This window comes from Shewanella sp. 10N.286.54.B9, assembly GCF_041468565.1.
GTDB lineage: Bacteria > Pseudomonadota > Gammaproteobacteria > Enterobacterales > Shewanellaceae > Shewanella.
In genome coordinates, this window is record NZ_JBFRIY010000018.1 from 177,887 (window position 1) to 198,798 (window position 20,912).

At 40.9% G+C, this 20,912-nt stretch carries 19 protein-coding genes and 1 pseudogene; 7 read left to right on the top strand and 13 right to left on the bottom strand.

Translation table 11 applies throughout. From position 1 onward, the window contains the following. Window positions 1–1,779 precede the first annotated feature (1,779 nt). Window positions 1,780–2,049, bottom strand: coding sequence for a transposase (locus tag AB4135_RS07040; RefSeq protein ID WP_371991519.1), 270 nt, complete (start codon window positions 2,047–2,049; stop codon window positions 1,780–1,782). Between the two features lie 278 nt (window positions 2,050–2,327). Between AB4135_RS07040 and AB4135_RS07045 the strand changes: the two genes are divergently transcribed. Together AB4135_RS07045 and AB4135_RS07050 are read left to right on the top strand one after the other, a co-directional pair. Continuing rightward, window positions 2,328–2,801 carry a hypothetical protein gene (locus tag AB4135_RS07045; protein WP_371991521.1) on the top strand — a complete coding sequence of 158 codons (474 nt, stop codon included), beginning with the start codon at window positions 2,328–2,330 and terminating at the stop codon, window positions 2,799–2,801. A 235-nt stretch (window positions 2,802–3,036) separates the two neighbouring features. Further along, window positions 3,037–3,197: pseudogene (locus tag AB4135_RS07050) on the top strand (IS630 family transposase); the annotation flags it as partial. Between the two features lie 102 nt (window positions 3,198–3,299). On the opposite strand, the gene AB4135_RS07055 reads toward AB4135_RS07050, so the two are convergent. The 10 genes from AB4135_RS07055 to AB4135_RS07100 form a co-directional block, all read right to left on the bottom strand. Beyond that, window positions 3,300–3,617 (bottom strand): AzlD domain-containing protein, encoded by a 318-nt coding sequence (locus tag AB4135_RS07055; protein WP_371991523.1) that lies wholly within the window; start codon window positions 3,615–3,617, stop codon window positions 3,300–3,302. Next, a complete protein-coding gene (locus AB4135_RS07060) occupies window positions 3,614–4,369 on the bottom strand; it encodes an AzlC family ABC transporter permease (protein ID WP_371991525.1) in 756 nt (251 codons plus the stop codon). Before AB4135_RS07060 ends, AB4135_RS07055 begins: the two co-directional genes overlap by 4 nt. Window positions 4,370–4,448: 79 nt before the next feature. Beyond that, window positions 4,449–5,327 carry an AraC family ligand binding domain-containing protein gene (locus AB4135_RS07065; RefSeq protein WP_371991564.1) on the bottom strand — a complete coding sequence of 293 codons (879 nt, stop codon included), beginning with the start codon at window positions 5,325–5,327 and terminating at the stop codon, window positions 4,449–4,451. A 294-nt stretch (window positions 5,328–5,621) separates the two neighbouring features. Next, window positions 5,622–6,497, bottom strand: coding sequence for a hypothetical protein (locus tag AB4135_RS07070; RefSeq protein WP_371991527.1), 876 nt, complete (start codon window positions 6,495–6,497; stop codon window positions 5,622–5,624). 33 nt (window positions 6,498–6,530) lie between these two features. After that, window positions 6,531–7,052 (bottom strand): hypothetical protein, encoded by a 522-nt coding sequence (locus AB4135_RS07075; RefSeq protein WP_371991528.1) that lies wholly within the window; start codon window positions 7,050–7,052, stop codon window positions 6,531–6,533. Window positions 7,053–7,224: 172 nt separating this feature from the next. Continuing rightward, window positions 7,225–7,554 (bottom strand): hypothetical protein, encoded by a 330-nt coding sequence (locus AB4135_RS07080; RefSeq protein ID WP_371991530.1) that lies wholly within the window; start codon window positions 7,552–7,554, stop codon window positions 7,225–7,227. Window positions 7,555–7,903: 349 nt separating this feature from the next. Continuing rightward, window positions 7,904–8,854, bottom strand: coding sequence for an HNH endonuclease domain-containing protein (locus AB4135_RS07085; protein ID WP_371991532.1), 951 nt, complete (start codon window positions 8,852–8,854; stop codon window positions 7,904–7,906). Window positions 8,855–8,932: 78 nt separating this feature from the next. Continuing rightward, entirely contained in the window at window positions 8,933–9,175 is a 243-nt protein-coding gene (locus tag AB4135_RS07090; protein ID WP_371991533.1) for a hypothetical protein, read from the bottom strand. Between the two features lie 604 nt (window positions 9,176–9,779). Continuing rightward, window positions 9,780–10,049: a hypothetical protein gene (locus tag AB4135_RS07095; protein WP_371991535.1), complete on the bottom strand. Its 270-nt coding sequence runs from the start codon at window positions 10,047–10,049 to the stop codon at window positions 9,780–9,782. A 262-nt stretch (window positions 10,050–10,311) separates the two neighbouring features. Next, on the bottom strand, window positions 10,312–11,205 hold the full coding sequence (locus AB4135_RS07100) for a LysR family transcriptional regulator (protein WP_371991537.1): 894 nt from the start codon (window positions 11,203–11,205) through the stop codon (window positions 10,312–10,314). A gap of 163 nt (window positions 11,206–11,368) precedes the next feature. Between AB4135_RS07100 and AB4135_RS07105 the strand changes: the two genes are divergently transcribed. From AB4135_RS07105 to AB4135_RS07115, 3 genes are all read left to right on the top strand, one after another. After that, the gene (locus AB4135_RS07105) at window positions 11,369–12,007 is read left to right on the top strand and encodes an NAD(P)-dependent oxidoreductase (RefSeq protein ID WP_371991539.1); all 639 of its coding nucleotides are present in this window, start codon (window positions 11,369–11,371) and stop codon (window positions 12,005–12,007) included. 382 nt (window positions 12,008–12,389) lie between these two features. After that, window positions 12,390–13,214 (top strand): GNAT family N-acetyltransferase, encoded by an 825-nt coding sequence (locus AB4135_RS07110; protein WP_371991540.1) that lies wholly within the window; start codon window positions 12,390–12,392, stop codon window positions 13,212–13,214. Between the two features lie 196 nt (window positions 13,215–13,410). After that, window positions 13,411–14,250, top strand: coding sequence for a helix-turn-helix domain-containing protein (locus tag AB4135_RS07115; protein ID WP_371991542.1), 840 nt, complete (start codon window positions 13,411–13,413; stop codon window positions 14,248–14,250). 28 nt (window positions 14,251–14,278) lie between these two features. Here AB4135_RS07115 and AB4135_RS07120 read toward each other — a convergent pair whose 3' ends face one another. Both AB4135_RS07120 and AB4135_RS07125 read right to left on the bottom strand, forming a co-directional pair. Then, window positions 14,279–14,749: a GNAT family N-acetyltransferase gene (locus AB4135_RS07120; RefSeq protein ID WP_371991544.1), complete on the bottom strand. Its 471-nt coding sequence runs from the start codon at window positions 14,747–14,749 to the stop codon at window positions 14,279–14,281. A gap of 145 nt (window positions 14,750–14,894) precedes the next feature. Continuing rightward, window positions 14,895–15,533: a protein-disulfide isomerase gene (locus tag AB4135_RS07125; RefSeq protein WP_371991545.1), complete on the bottom strand. Its 639-nt coding sequence runs from the start codon at window positions 15,531–15,533 to the stop codon at window positions 14,895–14,897. Window positions 15,534–15,914: 381 nt separating this feature from the next. Here AB4135_RS07125 and AB4135_RS07130 point away from each other — a divergent pair, with 381 nt between their 5' ends. Together AB4135_RS07130 and AB4135_RS07135 are read left to right on the top strand one after the other, a co-directional pair. Then, the gene (locus AB4135_RS07130) at window positions 15,915–18,230 is read left to right on the top strand and encodes a peptidase U32 family protein (protein ID WP_371991547.1); all 2,316 of its coding nucleotides are present in this window, start codon (window positions 15,915–15,917) and stop codon (window positions 18,228–18,230) included. A gap of 249 nt (window positions 18,231–18,479) precedes the next feature. Beyond that, window positions 18,480–20,861: a Lon protease family protein gene (locus AB4135_RS07135; RefSeq protein ID WP_371991548.1), complete on the top strand. Its 2,382-nt coding sequence runs from the start codon at window positions 18,480–18,482 to the stop codon at window positions 20,859–20,861. The last annotated feature ends 51 nt before the right edge of the window (window positions 20,862–20,912 follow it).

A 20,912-nucleotide genomic window follows, 5' to 3' on the forward strand; every position in this document is an offset into this window, starting at 1 on the left:
AAGTTAATCGCTATGTTCAAATTGAGCGAACATCGATTGCTGTCTAGTACGCACAGCGACTTAGCCGTGATTATATGCGCAATGCATATAGGCAGCTGTAATCTGCAGTCCTTACTAGTCGTGTTAATCTGTTAAGCAAGCAGTTATTTAAGTTGCCGCGCTCAACAAATACAAATTCAACTTTGCAAACGTGCTTGACCAAAATCCGCATAGGAATAGCTGCAGAAAAAATTCGTGAAGTCGTGGCATCGATTACGTTAGCAGCGCAAACAGCGCAAAACAAAATCTCACTGAGCTTAAATACTGGTGGCTAACAGAGCTAAAACTTGGAAAAGCAGTCGATGGAAAGTCATTATGGAATGCCAACAGCCATAAAGCCTTTTATTGCTGCATGAAAACTGAGGCTGTTTAGTGACAGCCTCAACACGTAGCACAAACCACAAACCACAAACGTATTGAGTACGAATCGGTTAATCATACTGTAAGCAATTAAAGCCGTTACTAAAAGGATGAAAAATACAGCGTGTGCTGTGTGCCTGTTTTTATAGTTTGTGAGGCTCAGTACTGCAGAATCAACACAGCAGCGCCTCAATATCGGCATATATCTGTATCCAACTGCATTAATCCAAGTATGCGTACAATGTATATTATGTTAAATAGGGTGTCGATAGATAAAAGTTTCATAAGTCTGTTTGATCATCGCCACTCATGTTGAGATTTTCCGGCACGGTGAGATTTTTTCCATTAACGACATGTTATACCATGAGCCTTTTAACTTACTATTCTATATGTAAATTTTACATTTTCATTTTTGAACATAGATAAATAGTTAAGCCAATTACAGAGAATTCTGCCCAAACTAAAGAAAACGAGTGTCGTACCTTTAATTCTAAATATGTTCCATTGTGGGTAAATTCAGTTACTGAAACCATGCTGATAATTTGATTGTCTCAATCAGTGACGCAGAAATTTTAATTGCTGAACTACATGTATTATCAAGCAGGTAAACTTTCAACATAGATATCAGTTAGCCACTACTTTTTGTATCTAATCACTTTAAAGTTTTAGAGTTCTAGAGTTAACTAACGGTAATCATAAGGACGTCATCGAAGGCTCTCTTCGGCATGAACGCCTGTACTTCTAAACACAAAGTTTCCAGTAAAACAGTTTACATAAACCAATCTCCCCAAGCGCTGTGTGAATTCTACGGACAGAGCTAAGCAAATTTTTAAAGGAGCCACACAGCGCGCACAAAATTTTAGTGTAAATAATAGTTAGCTTTTGATTCATCAAAATCTAGCGCTGTTGTGATAACTATTTCAGTTAAGCCAAATTTACTTAAAGTTTTATTAAGCGATAGCAACTATCTATCTACGAATAAATTCAATAACTTTAAGAATGTTATGGCCTGAAAGCCTAGAGTCATAAACAGAGTTATCTTCTGTAATTATGCATGTTGTGGCTACTGTATTTAGTAGCTTAAAAACGGATAATTCCTATACGGTTCCATACTTGAACACCTGGCCCCAAATCAAAGCGCCCTTTTCTGGTTTATAGAACATTCATAACTAGAGGCTTACCTGTGGAGAATATGAGCTTCGTATGACTGAACTTGCGACTCTTTTTGGGTCTTTACAAGGTATGCCCCATTATCATCGATACGCTTGAGTTGGTAATAAAATGTGCAACGACTAATACTTAGCGCATCACAAGCCAACACAACACCTAGGCCAAATTCATTAATGGCATAGTGGGCTAACACCTTCCGCTCTGCTGGCTTTATAGCTTTTTTTCAACAATGTCTTTAAGTGCCATGTTTTGCAAACTGACATCTGCAAACATCTTTTTAAGTTTGGCATATTCAGCTTCTAATTCACGCATACGGGTTAAATCAGAGGCTTGCATCCCACCGTATTTCGATTTCCATTTATAATAGGTACTTTGACCAACATTATGTTTGCGGCATAACTCAGGCACAGTAAGGGCGCCTGATTCACCTTCTTTGAGGATGTTGATGATTTGGCTTTCTGTAAAACGTGTCTTTTTCATGTGATTCTCCATTTGGTTTAGTGTAAATGGAAAACTCTATTTAAAACATTCTGATTTTAAGGGAGGGTTACAAAAATATTTAAATTTTTCTTACTTGTTTAAATTCTGTTGCGCACTGAGACTTATTTGATCTACAGCTGTTTTTAAATTGTTTGTTCTAACATTTTATATCGAAAATCTTTAGTTTTATTATTGAAGTCTGTGCAAACTATACAACTTCAATTGAATTAAGTGAGAACTTAGTTCAACTTATCAACTTATATTTTTATGAGGTTACAGTGCGATTATTACTATTAGTTCCTATTTTTGCGTTAACAGGCTGTGCTGCAGCAGTAAATATCATACCTCCAACACAAACTGATGAGAATAAAGTTATTACAGTTGATGGCGGATATGATAAGGCTTGGAATGGCGTTATTGATTGGTTTGCTGCTAATCACATAACCATAGACAAATTAGATAAAGAGTCAGGCATCGTGACCGCAAAACATAAACTATTAGTTGACAATAATGAGCTTAATTGTGGAACTGTATCTGGAAGTGGTACTTACCAAATGCTAGGTAACACTAAAACTTTATTACTTAATGTAATTGTTCGTCAGCAAACTGATGATACGGCTACTGTTCGTATGAATTTGAGTGGTATGATTTACGTTAATGCAAGGAATTGGGATACTGGTGCGAATATAAGCACTACAGGTAGTTGTTTAAGCACAGGTTTACTTGAAAGAGACCTTGCGTCCTATTTATAACTTAAAAATTATTCATAATAATTACTGGGTGTATAAGTTTTATAATAGCCTAAAAAGTGCTACCCAAAGAATATCAATCTTAAACACGTTTGGGGGCAGTTTCGAGTCAACGGATTCTGTCTGACTTGAAGGAAATAAAAACTAGTTATCCCCGTGTTCATTGAAGATGTTTGATTTTTAAGATAAGAGAATTATACTCTTCTCCAAGGACGTATCCCTAACCAAAGAATAGAAGATAGAGCTTAAACATTTACGCTATACCAATCGTGACAAACGTGTTTGTGATCGTATTAAAGCGGTACTTTGGGCTACTGATGGTTGTGGAGTGTAGCAATGATTCCCGATGCCCTTCGGCTCCATAACACAACGGTGCTTCACCATATTAAAGCCTATCTTTAGTCTAATAAGCTCAAGCCTGTATCTTGAAGTCGTTTAGATATATAAGGGCTGAGGTATCTCCACCTCACCCTACTCGATTCGATGTTGATTAGGGCGTACTTAAAGCCCGGCAAATGTCGTGAGTGTGAAGAAGATTGCCATGCTGATCACTGCGGTGACGAGGACATTCTTGGTTTTCCATGCAATCAGAGCTGCAATAACCGCTGAAATCAGGTATGGATTTTGTGCGCTGAGATCCGGTTTTCCTTCATGTAAAAACACTATTGGTGCCCAGATAGCTGTTAATACAGCCGGGCTGGAATAACTCAGAAGTTTTTGTGCTTCGGCATTGAGCTTTAACGGTAGTTTGGGTGCCAGAAACATATAACGGCTGGTGAAGACAATAAAGGTCATCAGGAAAATAGTTAACCAGATCATACATCTTCTCCTGATTTATTTTTCTGTTTACCGAATACCTTGTCGTAACTATAGCTGACAATCATGGCTGCCAGGCTGGCAATCATCAGTCCGCCTTCAACATTAAAAGCCTGCAAAGTCACAGACAAAACCAAGGCAACCAGAATTGAAATCAAAACAGAGATGTTTTTTATGGTCGGGATCACAATAGCAATAAACGTCGCAGCAATGGCGAAATCGAGCCCCAACAAATCCAGATTCGGGATAAATTTACCGGCAACAATTCCGACAAAAGTAGCCAGGTTCCAGCAGATGTAGAACCAAAGTCCTGCACCGAGTGCATACCAGCGGTTGAACGTCTTCGGTAATTGATGGCCACATACTGCAAATAGCTCATCGGTCAGCAGAAAGCCAAGGCCAAGCCGCCAGCGTAACGGTAGTGGGCTGATTGTATTGCGCATAGTCAGTCCGTAGAGAAGGTGCCTTGAGGTTATGAACAGGGTGGTGATCAAGATTGTCGCCAGTCCAGCGCCTGCGTTTATTAACCCGGTTGCGACCAACTGTGCTGAGCCGGCAAAGACAATTGCCGATAGCGCCTGACTCTGAAAAATGTCTAGGCCAATATCAACAGCAAAGGAACCCGCCAGCAGCCCCCATGGAATGACTGCAACACAGAGAGGGCTGACGGCCATTGCGCCTTGCCGGAACAGTTTAAATTTATTTTCGCTTTTACCGCACAGGGTATGGTTGTCTGATGAAACAAATGGTTGCATTGAATATTTTCCTCACTTCGTTATGTTGGTTTTAATCCACTGTAGGGTGTGGGAAGCGAGAAAACTTGTACGCTTTTGCTTAGTTTACCTGTTTGGCGAACTGACCCGGCGTGATACCCATGGCTTTCTTAAAGTGACGGTGAAAATGGCTTTGATCATGAAAGCCCGCTTCCTGGGCCGCATCTGAGACTTTGTGCCCTTGCTTGATCAGCTTTGTCGCCAGTCGCAATCTTGCCTGAATTTGATAAGCATGAGGAGGGAATCCATAGGCTTTCTGGAAGGCCCGTACCAGATGGAAAGGGCTGAATGAAGCCAAATTAGCTAGTTCCTGTAGTGAAATATCAGCACTGGGGAAATCATCGATGAATTCTTTGACCAGTTTTAGCTGTCGTTGTGCTTTGGGTGTTTCCTGAAGAGTGACAGACCGTTTGCCATGTTTGCACATCAGTTTGGTCAGGACACTATACAGAAGGGTTTCCCTCAGCAGCCGATTGTCTGATTTTTTCAGAGTATCGAATACCAGGCGAAATTGGTTAGCTAACTCAGGGTCATAGACAACGGGAGATGGAAAATATGGGGTTCCGTTCCCGCTTCCTGAAAGGCCGGGGTTAAGCTCTTTGCTGATGGCCTCAAACTGCTGTGGCAAGGGATACATTGCCTGATAAGACCAGCCGCCCTCAGTCGCTGAATGACCGTTATGAACTTCGTCGGCATTTACCAGAATAATGCTGCCTTGCGGTGCAATATGATTACCGCCTGTACGATAGAATTTTTGCGCGCCGTGCTCGATGACGCCAACTGTGTATCCTTCATGGCTGTGGCGAGAAAAGTTTTGGTGATAGTAGTTAGCATCAAGTACTTCAATACCGCCGAATTCTTCAGCAACACTGTATGTCGCCCGCTCTTTCGACGGTGCTATTGTCTTGTTCCGTGTTTTGGTTTCGTTATGGTTCTCCATGGCTTGTCTGTCTGGATCCTTTCTTGTTTGTTGTGTTGCAACTAAGAGTATAACGAAATAGAGCTGTGGGTGTTTGTACAAAATTGCTCTTTCGACCAGATAGCTTTGCGTAAAGTAGGGATATGAGTTGATAAATACAGGTAATAGCTTATATATCCAAGCATCTTAAGTTTACTGGGTATCACAATAGAGTGGAACATGTACAGGGCTTAGAATTGGACAGAAATGTTTTAGCGACAGAGTCCTAACTCGTCTATTTGGGATTAGGGAAATTAACTCTAGATGTCATAGTTGTTATACATTTTTTTCTCGAGCTAAACGCCCCTTCGCCTTGTACTCGTGCATCAGTTCCCCAACCATAAGTTGATAATCAGGGTGACTTTTGAAACTGTAAGATACGAAAAAAACTTTAGTGTTCTCGACTAAACTCAAGTTTCTGATTTCACCAACGTCGTTACCCACAACTAAACTAAATTTAATACCCGGTATGTAGAAAATATGATGGTGGTACCCTAATTTCTTTGATGATGTTGGGAAAGAAATCTTCGGTACAATATCCTCGTCAGAGTCTATATAAACAGCAAGGTATGCATTTTTTGGAAAACCTTGCTCCCCCAAAAGATAGCGACGAAATTCTTCTTGGTAATGTACACCAAGTGATTTTTGATTCGCGTTTTTTGCTACGGGCCATCCAGATGCGCGCCAGATTATACTTGCAGCAAAATACAGGTATCTTTCAGTGTTGGAAAACTCGCACTTTAAGGGGTTAAACCACCTCTCACCACGAATACTTGCAAAGTGCTTTGCTTCATTGACTCGATGTAGAAGAGGAAATTTGTCAGTGCCACCGTGACACTCTGAGACAACACTGTTCTCTCCTAGGCGAGAAAACAGTGATTCACAGTCAGCACAGAGAAAGTGTGCTGTTATTTGGAAATCAGTGTATACAGATGATTTGTCGTGACTTTGGTTTAATACCAAATCATCACCATCAAATGCGCCTTTTAGTTTTTTGTACAGAGCCTTTGGCATTAAATGACTATTTTTAAGCTCTTTTTTCTCTAAACAAAGTCCGCATTTATCTAACTTCAACTTACTACCTTTAATAAAATATGTAACAGTTTCAGCCGTGTTCTCAACTATGATGCCGCCTTTCACTTTTGAATTCAATTTACAATCAATTATTTAGCAGAGAAGATTGTTTTAATAGTCTAGCTTGCCTTTCCATTTCTTATTTTCACCATCAATAACAATTACTTTCTTAGGTGAGAATACTGGCTTCCCATGATAAAGGTATAAAGGAAGTGGTACCGTTTTCTTGGATGGGATCTCTAGCATTTGTTTTTCATTGAAGTCGTATGTTTCATGGATAGAGTTAGAGATAGTTCTAATTGACTTAGGGCGAATAGGCTCTAATGTTGAGTGGGGCAGTATAAAGCAGTCTTGAATAAAAGCAGGTTGCATCCCAGTGTTAGTAATATTGACAAGGTATATTGGTTCAGCCTGAGAGCCTGTAGGCATTTTATCTATACCGTTACCAGCTTGATATGAGTGGACTTGCTTAACTTTATCATCAAAATCGTCAACCTTGATCAGCGTTATATCGAGTTTTGTTTTGTCACGATTTCTGTTTTGGAATAATGCAATAGAACCTGGAATTCCCCCCAGTAATGCCGCAGCTACAGAGCCTACTATTGATACAATATTGTTGTCAGTCCATTCCATGAAAGTATCTGCTTTTATATGTTAGATCAGATTTTTAATTGTACAATACTATATATTCCATGTAGATAGTGAAGTTAGCTTTTGTATTCAACCAAGAAAAAACTATGGTAAGGCTCTGGTTTATTAGACTTTTCAAAGAAAGTTTCTGCTAGGCTAAACTTTATCAAAAAGATTAAATGTTTCGTTTTTCAAGTTCTGCTAAGAACGCTGATGATAAGTACTTGTTAGTCGAAAACACATACTCTCCACGTTTCCCTTTCAGCTTAATCAAAGTATCTTTAGCTGGCATACGTTTCAGTGTTTCAAAGTCAATCTCAATAGCAAAGTCTTCGTGGACATAGCCTCCTGAAACGACTTCACGGTCAATAGGAATAAAACGAACGTTCTCGGCCTTCATAACAGCATCATTAAAGAAATACCAATCAGAAGTACGGAAATTAACATAAACCTGAATAGAAGTTAGAGCGTTATCACTACCGTAATGGGCACGTAAATGATACACAGCATTAGCATGATCCATGTTGACAACAGGTGCAGTACGTAGCCAAGAGTCACCTTCAAAATCATCAACAGAATAATTAATTAAAGCTTTTGTTTTGCATGGGGAATTTTGGGAGCATTGTGTCTCCCGCTAACCATTAGATAAAGTACTATGCCTTTAGTAGCAAGGCTAGGCGAGAACTTATATGTTAACTCGAAAAGGGGCATAAATCTCTTAGAGACCTGACCCTAAGCGACTTATGCCAGTTCAGAAAAAGTATATTTAATGCACTAAGCACTTGTCTCTGAACTTGCTAAATCGGCAAGTGATGCGAACGGTTCAAAAACAATGAGCCATCACCTTGTCACTGTCAATTGGTAAAGGCTGGAGTCCACTCTGGGACCAGCAGTTTTCCCTTTATACCACTAACTTGAATACTCATAGCGTCAAAAACATCATTGAAACTAGAGGTATCAGCATTAAGTCCAGGTAACGCCATTACGCTTTGAACCATAAAGGACCGCTTAGTTGTCCCAACACCCCATGCTTGATCCCACCAATCTAAAACACGCTCCTTAGATTGTTTAAGTATAAATTGACTTGGCACTCTATCTTTTTTATTGAGGTTTTCAGTATCACTTGTAGGCAGCAGGTTCCATAAATCATTATTCGGCCAATGCGCGAATGGAATGCAATGATCAATATGGTATTTGTGCTTAATAGCCTTTCCACTCCATACTGATACTAAGGGAACACCCCATGTTATCATCTCATCAGCACGGCTTCTGGCATACTTAGTATCATGTTTAGCATCAATCCATTGTAAGGCTTGGTGGTATTGCTCTAACGTAATGTTCCGAGATTTGTTTGAATCAAAGCTTTGCATCTTACAAATCCACTGTTTCACTATCAGCGGTTCTATCCAGCTTCCAAATACCTTCAAGCTTTGCCAAAAACTGTCGTCAAGAATGAAATCCCCAAAAGACTCCAGGTATTGTTTATCAATAAGTAAACTGTCAGTTTTACGTACTGTTTGTTTTCTAACTTCAAATATTTGAGATTGCTTATCTTTGTTCAATAGGTGTTTAACAGGCATATCACGAATGGTTGCCGCACTGTCTGACAATGTACCAGTAACAGCCCTTGCCTCCTCACCTACAAGCAGAGAACCAACACAAATATCATCCGCATTAAGATTGTGAAGTGAACGCCAGTTATCCTTAATGAACCCTAAGCCCTTATTTGTATCGCTGGATTGGAAAATGCCTGTTTGATTAGAACTAGTGTCATTAGAGGTAGTCTGTTGTATTGGAAAGCTCAATAATCGACGGTACTGCTTAACCCAATAAAGTGAAACCAGGCCTATTAGCATTAAGGGACACGTCCCTTAATAATCCCTTTACAGCTTTCTATACTTAATCGCATATTTATCATGCCCAAAAGTGAAAGCGCACCTATGAGCTTCTAATTGATAACCCTCGAGTAAAGTATCTCCTTTAAGGTATTCAAATACTTCATCTATTCTGTTTTCTTCAGAAAGCGTTATATACAGTACTTTTTCATCAGAACTAGCTAAAGCTAAAGGCTGTAAATGTACACCTATATTATCGTGTACAGCACGAATAATTGATGTTTGGCTCATCTTATACTCCATTATTTATAATCTAAAAACATTATATGCCTCTCTCTATTTAACTGCAAAATACCTATATTTATCAATTGATTGGTTTACAGAATAAGGTCATCAGTTTACATAAGAAGTTTAACTTTGCATAATGTGAATTATGAAAAACTTAGCCCTATTCAGGGCTATTTTTTTGATGGCAGATTGTTCAAAAAAAACAGTTCTACATAATTCTATGTCGATTGTGCGCAGCTGCGTGTGGATGTGGTTGGGTATAGATATAAAGCTGCCGATAATGTGATTATCGGTCTTTGTTTGCCATTCCTTCAGCGCTAAGACTTCTCTTGTTATCGCCTTTATCAAGCCTGTAGCTCAATGAAGTTTCGCAAAACTTGAATCTACCAGCCATTATCTAACCCTTCAACCGGTTATGCGGCGAACCACAGGAATACGAATAGCGGTTCAAACAACACCCGCAGCAATAGCTACTAATGGAAAATATTTTTTAAGCACTTTGAAAAGTCTTCAAGGAATAGTTAGCGCCTCACCAATAAATAAAGCCCCGATAACGGCGGTTATCGGGGCTTAAGTTGGCTAAAGCTGATGACGATTGTCGCTACGACTAATCTTCCATCCAATCTAGATTGGGCAGCGCATCAAGGTGCTGTGCATAGCGCACTTGGTTAAATGATGCGTTATTTTGCATAACGTCACTGACTTCAATTGCCAGTGCGCAGGCCATCCACTCAATCGCTTCTTCACGCGGTGTGCCGGTCATAACTAAACGCATCAATGTCTCTTTGACTTTTCTAGGCTCGCCGTCGGCGATTTGATTTTCGACTGTTTCAATTAGTGTCTCTTCAGTCATGTAGCTGTCTTGCTCTGTGTCCATTAAAACCACTCTCTATAACGCTCAGTTTAATATTGCGCGCTATTATGCCGTAAGTACGGAGCAAGCTGTAGCGCTAAAGCTGAATAACTTGATGCTTAAACTTGAACCTTAAACCTTGTTGTGATGCCGATAAACGAAAACAGAGCTAAATTCTTGTGCTAATGGCGCTGGCAAATAGGTGTTAAGCGCCCTATCCTGCTTTGCTCAGCTTAATGAGAACAGCTTAACCGCTGTTTTCAAGGCGCTTTAAAAATAGCGTCTATCACTTCAAACTGTTGATATCTTTTGACCAACGCTCTGCTAAGAAATCGATAAACTTGCGCACAACAGGGAGTTGATAGCTGCGGGACAGATAAACGGCCCATAAGGTGCTGCTAGGAATTTGATAGTTGTTCAATATTGTTGTTAGTGAACCTTGGGAAATAAGTGGGTTAGCAAGATCACATGGCAATAACACGATACCTTTGCCGTGCTGGGCAGCTTTTACTAATACGCCAAGATCATTCGCTTTTATTGAACCAGATACCGCAATAGTGCGACGGCTGTTACCTTCAATAAACTCCCAGTGAGTTTTTTCCAGGTGCAAAAAGCAGTTATGCTTTTCTAGTTCGCTAATCTCTTTAGGTTCGCCAAATTGATTGAGGTACTCAGTGGATGCGCAAATCACTGAGTCAATGTTCATCAGTCTGCGTGCAATCAAATTATCTGCTGGTTGCTCGGTATAACGCAGTGCTATATCGATGCGCTCATCGACCAATTGTGCAAAATGGTCCGAAGCAAATAACTGTACGTTAACGCCAGCGTGCCTATCAGTAAACGCTTCTACGGCATCAATTAGCATATTTTGAGTTAAGCCAATAGGAGCGGCAATACGAATTGTGCCCGACAAGCTGGGAGTATGGTGCTTAGAAGCCACTTCAAGCGCCAGGGTTTCATGAAGTATCTTTTCGCATTGAATGAGCGCTGCTTCACCGGCCGTTGTTAAGCTCACTTTTCGAGTTGTGCGGTGTAATAGCCGCTGCTCAAGCCATGCTTCGACTTCGTTAACATGACGAGAGACTTGTAGGCGACTCAAGTTAAGTCGCTCTGATGCTTTAGTAAAGCTTGTGCAATGAGCAACCTCGACAAAACTGCGCATGGCGGTGAGTCTATCCATTGTTATCCTCTTTGTTAGACAAGTTGATTAGCCACTAGATTGGTAACCTATTAGTAACCATTTTAGATACAAACTGCATCATTATTGCATATTTATCTCGATAATAATCACCATTAAACTGCTGCGGTAATCAACAAACAATCTAATGGCAGGAGATATTCATATGAAAATAGCAATTTTGGGTGCAACAGGTTGGATCGGTAGTCACATCGTTAATGAAGCAAAACAGCGCGGGCATGAAGTGGTCGCTCTAGTACGTGACCCGAGTAAAGTAGAACTTGCAGACATTGATGTGCGTAAAGTGGATCTAATGTCTGATGATAACCAACTCACTAATGCGGCTGCTGGCGTCGATGCGGTTATCGCTTCAATTGGTGGCCGAGCGCTTGGAAATCACGACATTGTTAAAGCGACTGCACAGCGGTTAATTACTACATTGCCCCAAATCAATGTTGAACGTTTACTTTGGGTTGGCGGTGCGGGTTCGTTAGAGGTAGCACCGGGTATTGAACTCGTTTCAACCGCTGATTTCCCCCAAGACTATAAGGCCGAAGCAATTGCTCAAGGTGAAGCCTTAGCCGTTTTCAAGCAACAAGCAAGCATTTTAGACTGGACCTACGTGTCGCCCGCAGCAGAAATATTTCCAGGAGAAGCACTATCTAGCTACCGCATAGGTACTGAGCAACTATTGGTTGATGATAATGGTGCCAGTAAAATCTCGGTCAGTGATTACGCAAAAGCCATGATAGATGAGCTAGAGTCACATAAGCACCCAAGGCAGCGTATTGGTGTTGCTTACTAACCGTAACAAACTGATAAATAACGATAGTAAGCCAGAGTTGGTGTTTAACACTGGTTGATTTAATACAGTCAAGGCGCGCACTAATCGCCTTGACTGTGTTTATATCGTTCAAGATTTATTACAAAAGCTGTTGATGGCCATTTAAGAAACTTATATAAAAAACTGCATATAAAAAAGCTATTTATAACAAGGTGGCTCATATATTTCACACTTGGCTTCATTCTTCTGCAAGCAAACGTTTATTCATAATTCAACACTGTCGTTTTTGTTCAATCAATCATTCTGTTGCAACGTTAATATTCATCCCATCATAGCGGCGCGGGTTAATCATGCAGGCTCTGCTTAAAAATAAACCTTAACTCTTAACTCAAGGTACAGAGCCATGTTAGATATTCAAAAAATCACTGAGCTTGATTCATTAGCAGCGTTAAAGCAGCAGTATTATAACCAATCAGTCTCGCCTCTGGATGGTATGTGGCAGTTCGGTTTTGTGCCTATGGCACAACATTACGCCTTTGTAGAAGCGCAACAACAAGTCGGCTATTGCTGTATTAATGCAGAAGGCTATATGTTGCAGTTTTATCTTTCGCCTAGTGCTAAAACCAATGCAAACGATCTGTTTACCTTAATTGCCCAGCAAAATAGCGCCCAGATTGGCACTGTCAAAGGAGCCTTTGTCAGTACCGCAGAGCCCGCATTCTTATCGCTCTGTCTAGATAACTGTTCTGCGGTTTGCGTCAATAGTCTAATGTATCAGCAAGCTGGAAAAGCAATCGCCAACAATGATAGCAACTCAATAGAATTACAGCTTGCGTCAGCCGAGACCCTCAATACATTAGTTGATTTTGCAGTAGCAGCTATCAATGCACCAGAGCAGTGGCTTACTGATTATTATGGCAATCTAATTAGCCGCAAAGAGCTTTGGTATTATCAAAAAGACCAGCAAGTGCTAGCAACTGGCGAATGTCGTCGCAATGATGAGTTCCAAACTACAACGGCTGATCTCGGGTTTATTGTCGCAAAGGAGTGCCGTGGTCAGGGTATTGCTCGCGAAGTGTTGAAATTTTTAGTGATGCAAGCTAGCAAAATGGGTTTGCTGCCAATATGCTCGACCGAAAGCACTAATATTGCTGCACAGAAAGCGATAGCTAATGCCGGACTGGTCGCTAATCATCGAATTCTAACAGTTGATTTTAAGCAGGATTAATCAATTATTTTGTCACTAAGCTCAATTTAGCTGCTGCACCTATGTTGCTTATTTAAGTGCTTCATTTATAGCAATATCTAATTGGCCTTTGGGCTAGTTAAATAGTGCGTAAATTGTGCCGTTGTAGCGCCCTTCTCTGCAGTTTGCATCTGATTACTTTATACTAATTAGTAATACAGTTATTAAGGTTTAAATCATGCAGAGTTGGGTCGTTTCCCCAAAAGATAAACACATTGCTAAGTACATAGAGTGTTATTGGCTCATAGACAAAAATAGCACTGAAGATATTAATAATTTTCCTAAGTTAAATCCTGAGCCCGCTGCACATTTTATCATTTGCCCACTACAGCAGCGCTTTCATTATCAAACATCTCCTAAGGAAAGTTCTGGTATGGGCAGTCATTGGCTGTATCCACAACAACAAACGTTACAGTTAGATCATCGTCAGTGTTTTACCTACCTTGGGGTTAAATTTAGAGTTGGTGCGCTTTATTCACTCAATATACCTGCTTACAAGCACCCTACTTTGAACCAAGCTGCAGAGGTAGATTTACAACAGCTGTTAGGCGAAAAAGATTTTTGTGTCGATACTATATTGCAAATAGCAAAAACGGACTCTGATAGATGCATTACTGAATTAGATACTTTGCTATTGCCGCTGTTTAACTCAACGACTGAAGATCAACACAGTGAACTCACCCGTAACATTTTGCCGCTATTGGCCAGTCACTCGATTTCGGAACTTGGCGATAAACTATTTTGTTCGCAACGGACCTTGGAACGTAGCTTTAACAGAGTGACGGGGTTAACCATGAAGCAGTGCCAATCGATGAACAAATTAGAGGCGATGCTGGAGTATTTATATCAACGCGAAGCTGTGGATATTGATTGGGCAGAGGTAGCCTTTAAATTTGGTTTTAGCGATCAACCTCACTTAATAAGGCATTTGAAAAAACAGATCGGACTCACGCCCAAGAACTATGCCGAGCAGCGGGGATTAACGATAGATATCTATGGCGGTGTAGAGTCTCGATAAATCCTACTGTGATGCTGTAACTTAATCGTTAAGCTTGCCTATTCTCGTTAGTCATATATAAACAATGCTCTAATGGTAAAGGTTCAGGGTAAAGACTTACAACAAACCCCAGTTTCAAATAACTTTTAATGGCAGCTTGGTTATCTTTGAGCACAAACAAAGAGCTGTGTTGCAACTTGAGTTGTTTCAGTCCTTTGTTGTTAATTAGCACCACCAATGATTTGGATATGCCCTTGCCTCGCCAACTCGGATTAACAACAATGCGGCCTAAATGGCATTTTTCAAGGCGTCGATAATACTGGCCGAAGCCGAGTAACTCTTGTTCATCGGAGATAAGTGCATAAGACGCGAGGCTTTCTAGTGAAAGATCAGCGGTGAAACTAGCAAGGTCGTAAGGATAAGTAAAATTAGGACCAGCCCATTGAAAGACTTGCTGTTGGCTTTTAAACCAAGTCAACATCTGCTTGAGGTGTTCAGTTGTCACGGGGACAAGCTGCATTTTGAAATCCTTTTCTTTCGATTTATCTACACATTATAGGGTGTCGGTAACCCAGCACGGCTAAAACCTGTTGAGCCTAGGTAAGTCATACAACAAAGCCTAATTCTAGGCTTTGTATCAACGACATATTTAGCAGCATTAACCGCTACAAATCTAGGTTTTGCATCTCTTGTAGTACATTTTCAATGACAGATTCTGGCGCAGCTAAAAACTTTGAATGATCGATAAAGATCCCTTGGTCATCAACTGTGATTAATAACGCTGGGAAAGATGTTGTGCCGATAACTTCATATATTTCCGCAATACCCGCTAATATCTGTTCGGCATCATTGATCAATCCGTCTCTAAATATTTTATTTGAAGGCGACAATTTGTGGGTGGATACTAATTCGCTAAAATCATGCTTGTTGGTAAACGGGTTACCATCTATAAAGTGGGCTTTTTGAATCGCGTTAAGCACGGTTAGCAATTTGTCTGGCTGTTTGGTTTCAAGCCATGCCATAAGATTAGCGGTTTTAGTCGCATCTTTAGGGCTATTAGCGTAACGCACATGTTCTCTACCAAACTTAACACTGGCGCACTTTTTCACCGCTTCGACTTGGTCAAGACCTGCACTATCGCTACCGTCAAAATGGCTACAATGTAATAAATGCAATTGCATTTTCGGAAATGCATCACTAAGCGCATTCACCAATGGCGTTGTAGCGTAACTCCATGGGCAATGGCTGTCATAGATAAAATACAGTGCAAGCTGGGCTTTGTTGAGTTTGGTATCGTTGTTCATGTACTTCAGTCTTGGCGTTTAATAAGTGATTAGTGATCCTAAGAGGTTTTAACCCGTTAATCAATTGGCTGGAGAGTATAAAAGCCAGATAGCGAGGGACTTTCGGGTTCTTCTAATCAAAAATGTGTTAAATGCTCACTTTGTTAATTCGATTCATGCAATAGTTTTAGACAATGGCCAAAATAATCGACATGGTAAACCGATCAACCTCATAGTTTAGTAATAAGTTAATCATGCACCGTAGCCACGATATCTACGAGTCTTTAAAATTACCTGCATATTACACAGCTATATACTGCAAGTTCAGGTCGAGCGACTAACGGCTGGAATTTGAGAATTATGATTGCTGTACCAAGTAAGTTTGACTGAGAGACAAAAACTGTGAGAAATGTTGAGTTATTAGCACCAGGTGGAGACATTGATTCTATTAAAGCCGCAATTGTTGCTGGCGCAGATGCGGTTTACTGCGGTCTTGATAATTTCAATGCTAGAAAGCGTGCTGAAAACCTTAACTTCGAACAGCTTTATGGACTGTTAAGAGTCGCTCATCAGCATCATTGCCAACTGTTTCTAACATTGAACATTATCGTTTTAGAACAAGAGTTGCCGGCACTTTTTAAACTACTTAATCAACTAGTTAATACCGACATTGATGGTGTGATAATACAGGATCTTGGAGTGTTTGAGATCTTGAAACGCTACTACCCTACGCTTGAAGTTCATGCTTCTACTCAATTAACGACACATAATAGCGGCCAACTGTCATTTCTGCAGCAAATGGGGGCTAACCGTGCAAACTTGTCTAGAGAGCTCAACCTTGATGAGATCAAGGTCTTATCGGAAAAAGCGCATCAGTTAGATATGTTAACCGAGGTCTTTGTTCATGGCTCTAACTGCATCGGCTTTTCTGGCTTGTGCTATTTTAGCTCGGCCCATGGCGGCAACTCAGGTAATCGTGGCCGTTGTAGTCAACCTTGCCGCGACCAATACCAAATCACTGACGTTGGCGCGCAATACCCTCTTAACATGAAAGACAATTCAGCGTTTGATGATTTAGAAGCTTTAGTCGCCGCCGGCGTCGACTCGCTAAAAGTTGAAGGCCGGATTAAAAAATACCATTACGTGCACAGCGTGATCAGCACCTGGCGTAAGCAAATAGATCAGTTACAGCAACAACAAGCACTGTCTAAAGACAAATCTGCACTTTACACCGTATTTAACCGCGACTTTACCAATGGTTACTTGTCAGGGAAAGTCGGCAAAGAGATGTATATCGATAACCCTCGAGACAATGCGGTGCAGCACTTCACTGCGATAGAGCAATCCAACCCACATGCATCTGCAGATGTTGTACAAGTCGTTAAGCAACGCTTATATGATAAGAAAACATTGATTATCGACACTGTTGCCGAGCGGATTAAACCCTTAGATATTAGCAAACCGGCTATAAAAGTGGTGATTAGCGGTCAATTGGATGGAGTGTTAAACATTGAAGTCTTTGTTGTCACAGACAAACTCCCAAGCTTTAGTGTGCAATCGACGAGTCTGCTATCGGCTGCCACCAAGTATCAACTGTCAAAAGATGAACTGACTAGCCGCTTTTCAAACCTTGATTCCTATAAACATCAATTGGATAGTATCGATTTCTCGCAATTTGCAGACGACGTGTATCTTCCGTTTAAAGAATTAACGCAGATGAAAATGGCAATAGTGCGTTATTTAAATGGCAATAAAGCCATTATTAAACCCGTTGAGTTTAGTGAGGTGCGTAAAGCGCGTTCAGCAGCTTACACCTGTTTAAATACTACTGAGTCAGAGCGTAGCAATACCATTTGCTCAATATTGATTGGCAATCGAAAAGAGCTCGCTTTATACAGAGCACTTAAACAGCAGTACACTACGCAAACGTTGAGAGTTTACTATGCGATACCCGATTCAATTACCTGTGAGTCTGATAAATTAATCACACTTTTTAATGCCGAACCGGAGCTGACGCCCTGGTTTGGCGCTATTGTGCTAGAGCAAGAGTTTGAAGCCGTTGCACATTTATTGGAGTCGATACCACAAACACAGATTGTGAGTAATAACACCGGTGTAGGATTTATCGCGAAACAGTTAGGAGTTAATTGGATCGCAGGACCACACCTTAATACCAGCAACTCTTTTAGTTTAACCAGTTTACAAAGTCAGGGTTGCAATGGCGCTTTCATTTCCAATGAACTGAATCTAAAACAGATAAAACCAATAAACGCACCGATAGGATTTAGTCTGCATTACAGTGTGTTGCACCCTATCTTGTTATTGACCAGTCGTCAGTGCTTGTTCTTGCAGTCAGCAGGGTGCGATAAACAAGTGATGGATGATGAGTGTTTATCTGTTTGTAAAAAGCGCACCACCATTACCAATGTTAAGCAGATTGATTTTGTCATTGATAAAAAGCGCCGCGATCATAATAACCTGATTGGTGCTGAGCTGTTTTTTAATCCTAGTATTGTCACTGATATCCCTAACAAGTTTGATTCCTTGTTGTTAGATCTGCGTTCGATTGAAACTAAGACGGATTTTGTTTGGCCGAAAATCGATTTAGTTAATGCTTTTCAAGACTATTTACAACAGCGAACAGATTGCAAAAGTGAGCAGCAGTTTTACCAAGCTTTGTCAGTTTCTACACGGGCTCAGTATCTAAAAGGAATATAAGCCTCAGGCAGATTCATATGCGACTTTATAGTAGGAAAGATCCCAATATTAAGTCGCAAAGTTAGTTAAATGCGCCACACTAATTCTTCATTAACAGCTATTTTTTCCTTATTAATCGTCCTACTTGGCTACTTATACAGCAGTTAAAAGCTTATCGAGGTGATTTTGCTCATTTAGGCCATATTTTTGCGGATAAATGCTATCTAACTGTATAGAGTAGAATTATTAACCGTCATAAGAGGAACAACTATGCCAATAACACCTCTCAGTAGTGACCAACTATACCGAACTTCGGGGCTTGAACAGCTGCCAGCAAGCTGTAAGTCAACCAAACATTTAGAACCGCTTGACAAGATTGTCGGCCAAGAGCGTGCTCAACAAGCGGTAGAATTTGCCCTTTCAATGAAAGAAAAGGGTTATAACATTTATGCATTAGGCCGCAATGGCCTCGGTAAGCGCACCATGGTGCTGCGCCACCTAAGTCGTCAAAAAGAAAACTCAAACGGGCGTACGCTTTATGATTGGTGCTATGTAGTCAACTTTGACGATACCCGCAGCCCAAAAGTCTTGACTCTACCCGCTGGAACCGGGCTTAAGTTTAAAAAACAGATTGAAAAATTAATGCTCAAATTGTCGAAGGGCCTGCCATTGGCGTTTGACAACGAGATGTATTACACCCGCGCAGACAAACTCAAAAACCAATTAGCAGCAAAGCAAGAAGAAGCGCTAGTGATGCTGACTGAGGAAGCGAAAACCCACAGCATTGGTCTGTCTATTTCTCCTCAGGGCAATTACGAACTGGTTGCGCTAAATGGCGAAGAACCGCACTCAGAAGAAAGCTATCTGATGTTATCGCCACAAGAGCAAGATGCCATGCAAGGCGCTATTAGCTCTCTGGAGGCTAAGCTTCGCGGCATAGTCAGAAAGATCACTGAGTGGGAAGATGAGTATTCTGAAAAGCAACAGAAACACGACGAGGAAGTTGCTGAAGAAGTTTTATCGCTGGCCTTTGCGAAACTAAAAGAGAACTATAAAGAACAGGCCAATGTAAAAGCCTATATCAAGGCGATGCATAAGGACATTCTCGATAATCTCGATATATTCCTTGAAGAGAGCGAAGAGCAAGCCGCCCTAGCCTACGCTTCAATGAGTAAAAAAATGCCAAGGCGCTACCAGATTAATGTACTGGTGGCGCAAGACTCGCCTTATCAACCGATTATTGTTGAAGAAACGCCAAATTATCACACCATATTTGGCTATGTAGAAACGGCGACCTATAAAGGCACCGTGTTTACCGACTTTTCACTCATTCGACCGGGCAGTTTGCATAAGGCCAACGGCGGTGTGTTAATGATTGATGCCGTTAAGGTGTTAGAACACCCGTATGTATGGGATGGGTTGAAGCGTGCTTTACGCTCAAGAAAGCTTAGCTTGACGTCACTGGAGCGAGAAGTGACCCTTTCTGGAGCTATTTCTCTTGACCCTGAAGCTATTCCGCTTGATGTTAAGATCATCCTATTCGGAGACTTTGCCACTTATAAACTGCTGCAGCAATATGACGCTGAATTTACTGAGCTATTTAGGGTGACAGCAGACTTTGAAGATAGAATGCCGCGCACCGATGAGTCGGAAGCCCATTATGCGCAGTTCATCTCGAGCATTATTCACAGTAATAAGATGCTCCATTGTGATAGAAAAGCGATTGCTCGGATTATCGAATTTAGCTCTCGTCAAGCTGATGATCAGAATATGTTGTCACTGCACTCAGTGGATACGGCTAATTTACTGCGTGAAGCTAACTACTGTGCCCGTGCAGTGAACGCCAATATGATCCGCGTCAGTCATGTAGAACAGGCGTTAGCCAATAAAGAGAATAGAATTTGTCGTGCTAAAGATGACTATATGCAATCTTTCGTCAATGGCACGACATTGATTTCCACAGAAGGTAAACGAACCGGGCAAGTAAATGCTTTGTCGGTGATGTCGACAACCGACTTCCAATTTGGCGCACCGAGCCGTATCACCGCGACCACCTCATTTGGTGAAGGACAAGTGTTCGATATTGAACGTACTGTTGACTTAAGTGGCAGCATTCACTCTAAAGGTGTGATGATTCTAACGGCTTATATAGCCTCTATTTTGGGTAAAACCGAAAAGATCCCTCTGTCGACCCACTTAACTTTCGAGCAGTCTTATGGTGGTGTTGATGGCGACAGCGCAACCATGGCCGAGCTTTGTGCTATGTTGTCTTCATTTGCCGAGCAACCATTAAGGCAAGATATCGCTATAACGGGTTCGATGAATCAGTTTGGTGAATCTCAGCCAATTGGTGGCGTAAACGAAAAAATTGAAGGTTTCTTCGATGTTTGTAAAATTAAAGGTCGCAAAAGTAGTCAGGGAGTGATTATTCCTGTTTCGAATATCCATAATTTAATGCTTCGACCTGACATTGTTGAAGCGGTCAGAAAAGGTCGTTTTAATATTTGGGCTATTAGCCATGTAGACGAGGCAATTGAATTATTAACAGGCGTTGAAGTGGGTAAAGTCGATAATAAAGGCTGTTATGACCCTAAGAGTATGCTTGGCAAAGCGCAGCTTAGATTAAAATCACTCTACAAAGAAAAGTCCTAATACGGATAAGAAATATAAAAAAGGCCGAACTACTGTTCGGCCTTTTTATTA

Bases quoted from the DNA above. Each gene is read 5' to 3' on its own strand.
- AB4135_RS07040 (WP_371991519.1), bottom strand. From the start codon at position 2,049: ATGAAAAAGACACGTTTTACAGAAAGCCAAATCATCAACATCCTCAAA.
- AB4135_RS07055 (WP_371991523.1), bottom strand. From the start codon at position 3,617: ATGATCTGGTTAACTATTTTCCTGATGACCTTTATTGTCTTCACCAGC.
- AB4135_RS07060 (WP_371991525.1), bottom strand. From the start codon at position 4,369: ATGCAACCATTTGTTTCATCAGACAACCATACCCTGTGCGGTAAAAGC.
- AB4135_RS07065 (WP_371991564.1), bottom strand. From the start codon at position 5,327: ATGGAGAACCATAACGAAACCAAAACACGGAACAAGACAATAGCACCG.
- AB4135_RS07075 (WP_371991528.1), bottom strand. From the start codon at position 7,052: ATGGAATGGACTGACAACAATATTGTATCAATAGTAGGCTCTGTAGCT.
- AB4135_RS07090 (WP_371991533.1), bottom strand. From the start codon at position 9,175: ATGAGCCAAACATCAATTATTCGTGCTGTACACGATAATATAGGTGTA.
- AB4135_RS07095 (WP_371991535.1), bottom strand. From the start codon at position 10,049: ATGGACACAGAGCAAGACAGCTACATGACTGAAGAGACACTAATTGAA.
- AB4135_RS07100 (WP_371991537.1), bottom strand. From the start codon at position 11,205: ATGGATAGACTCACCGCCATGCGCAGTTTTGTCGAGGTTGCTCATTGC.
- AB4135_RS07105 (WP_371991539.1), top strand. From the start codon at position 11,369: ATGAAAATAGCAATTTTGGGTGCAACAGGTTGGATCGGTAGTCACATC.
- AB4135_RS07110 (WP_371991540.1), top strand. From the start codon at position 12,390: ATGTTAGATATTCAAAAAATCACTGAGCTTGATTCATTAGCAGCGTTA.
- AB4135_RS07115 (WP_371991542.1), top strand. From the start codon at position 13,411: ATGCAGAGTTGGGTCGTTTCCCCAAAAGATAAACACATTGCTAAGTAC.
- AB4135_RS07120 (WP_371991544.1), bottom strand. From the start codon at position 14,749: ATGCAGCTTGTCCCCGTGACAACTGAACACCTCAAGCAGATGTTGACT.
- AB4135_RS07125 (WP_371991545.1), bottom strand. From the start codon at position 15,533: ATGAACAACGATACCAAACTCAACAAAGCCCAGCTTGCACTGTATTTT.
- AB4135_RS07135 (WP_371991548.1), top strand. From the start codon at position 18,480: ATGCCAATAACACCTCTCAGTAGTGACCAACTATACCGAACTTCGGGG.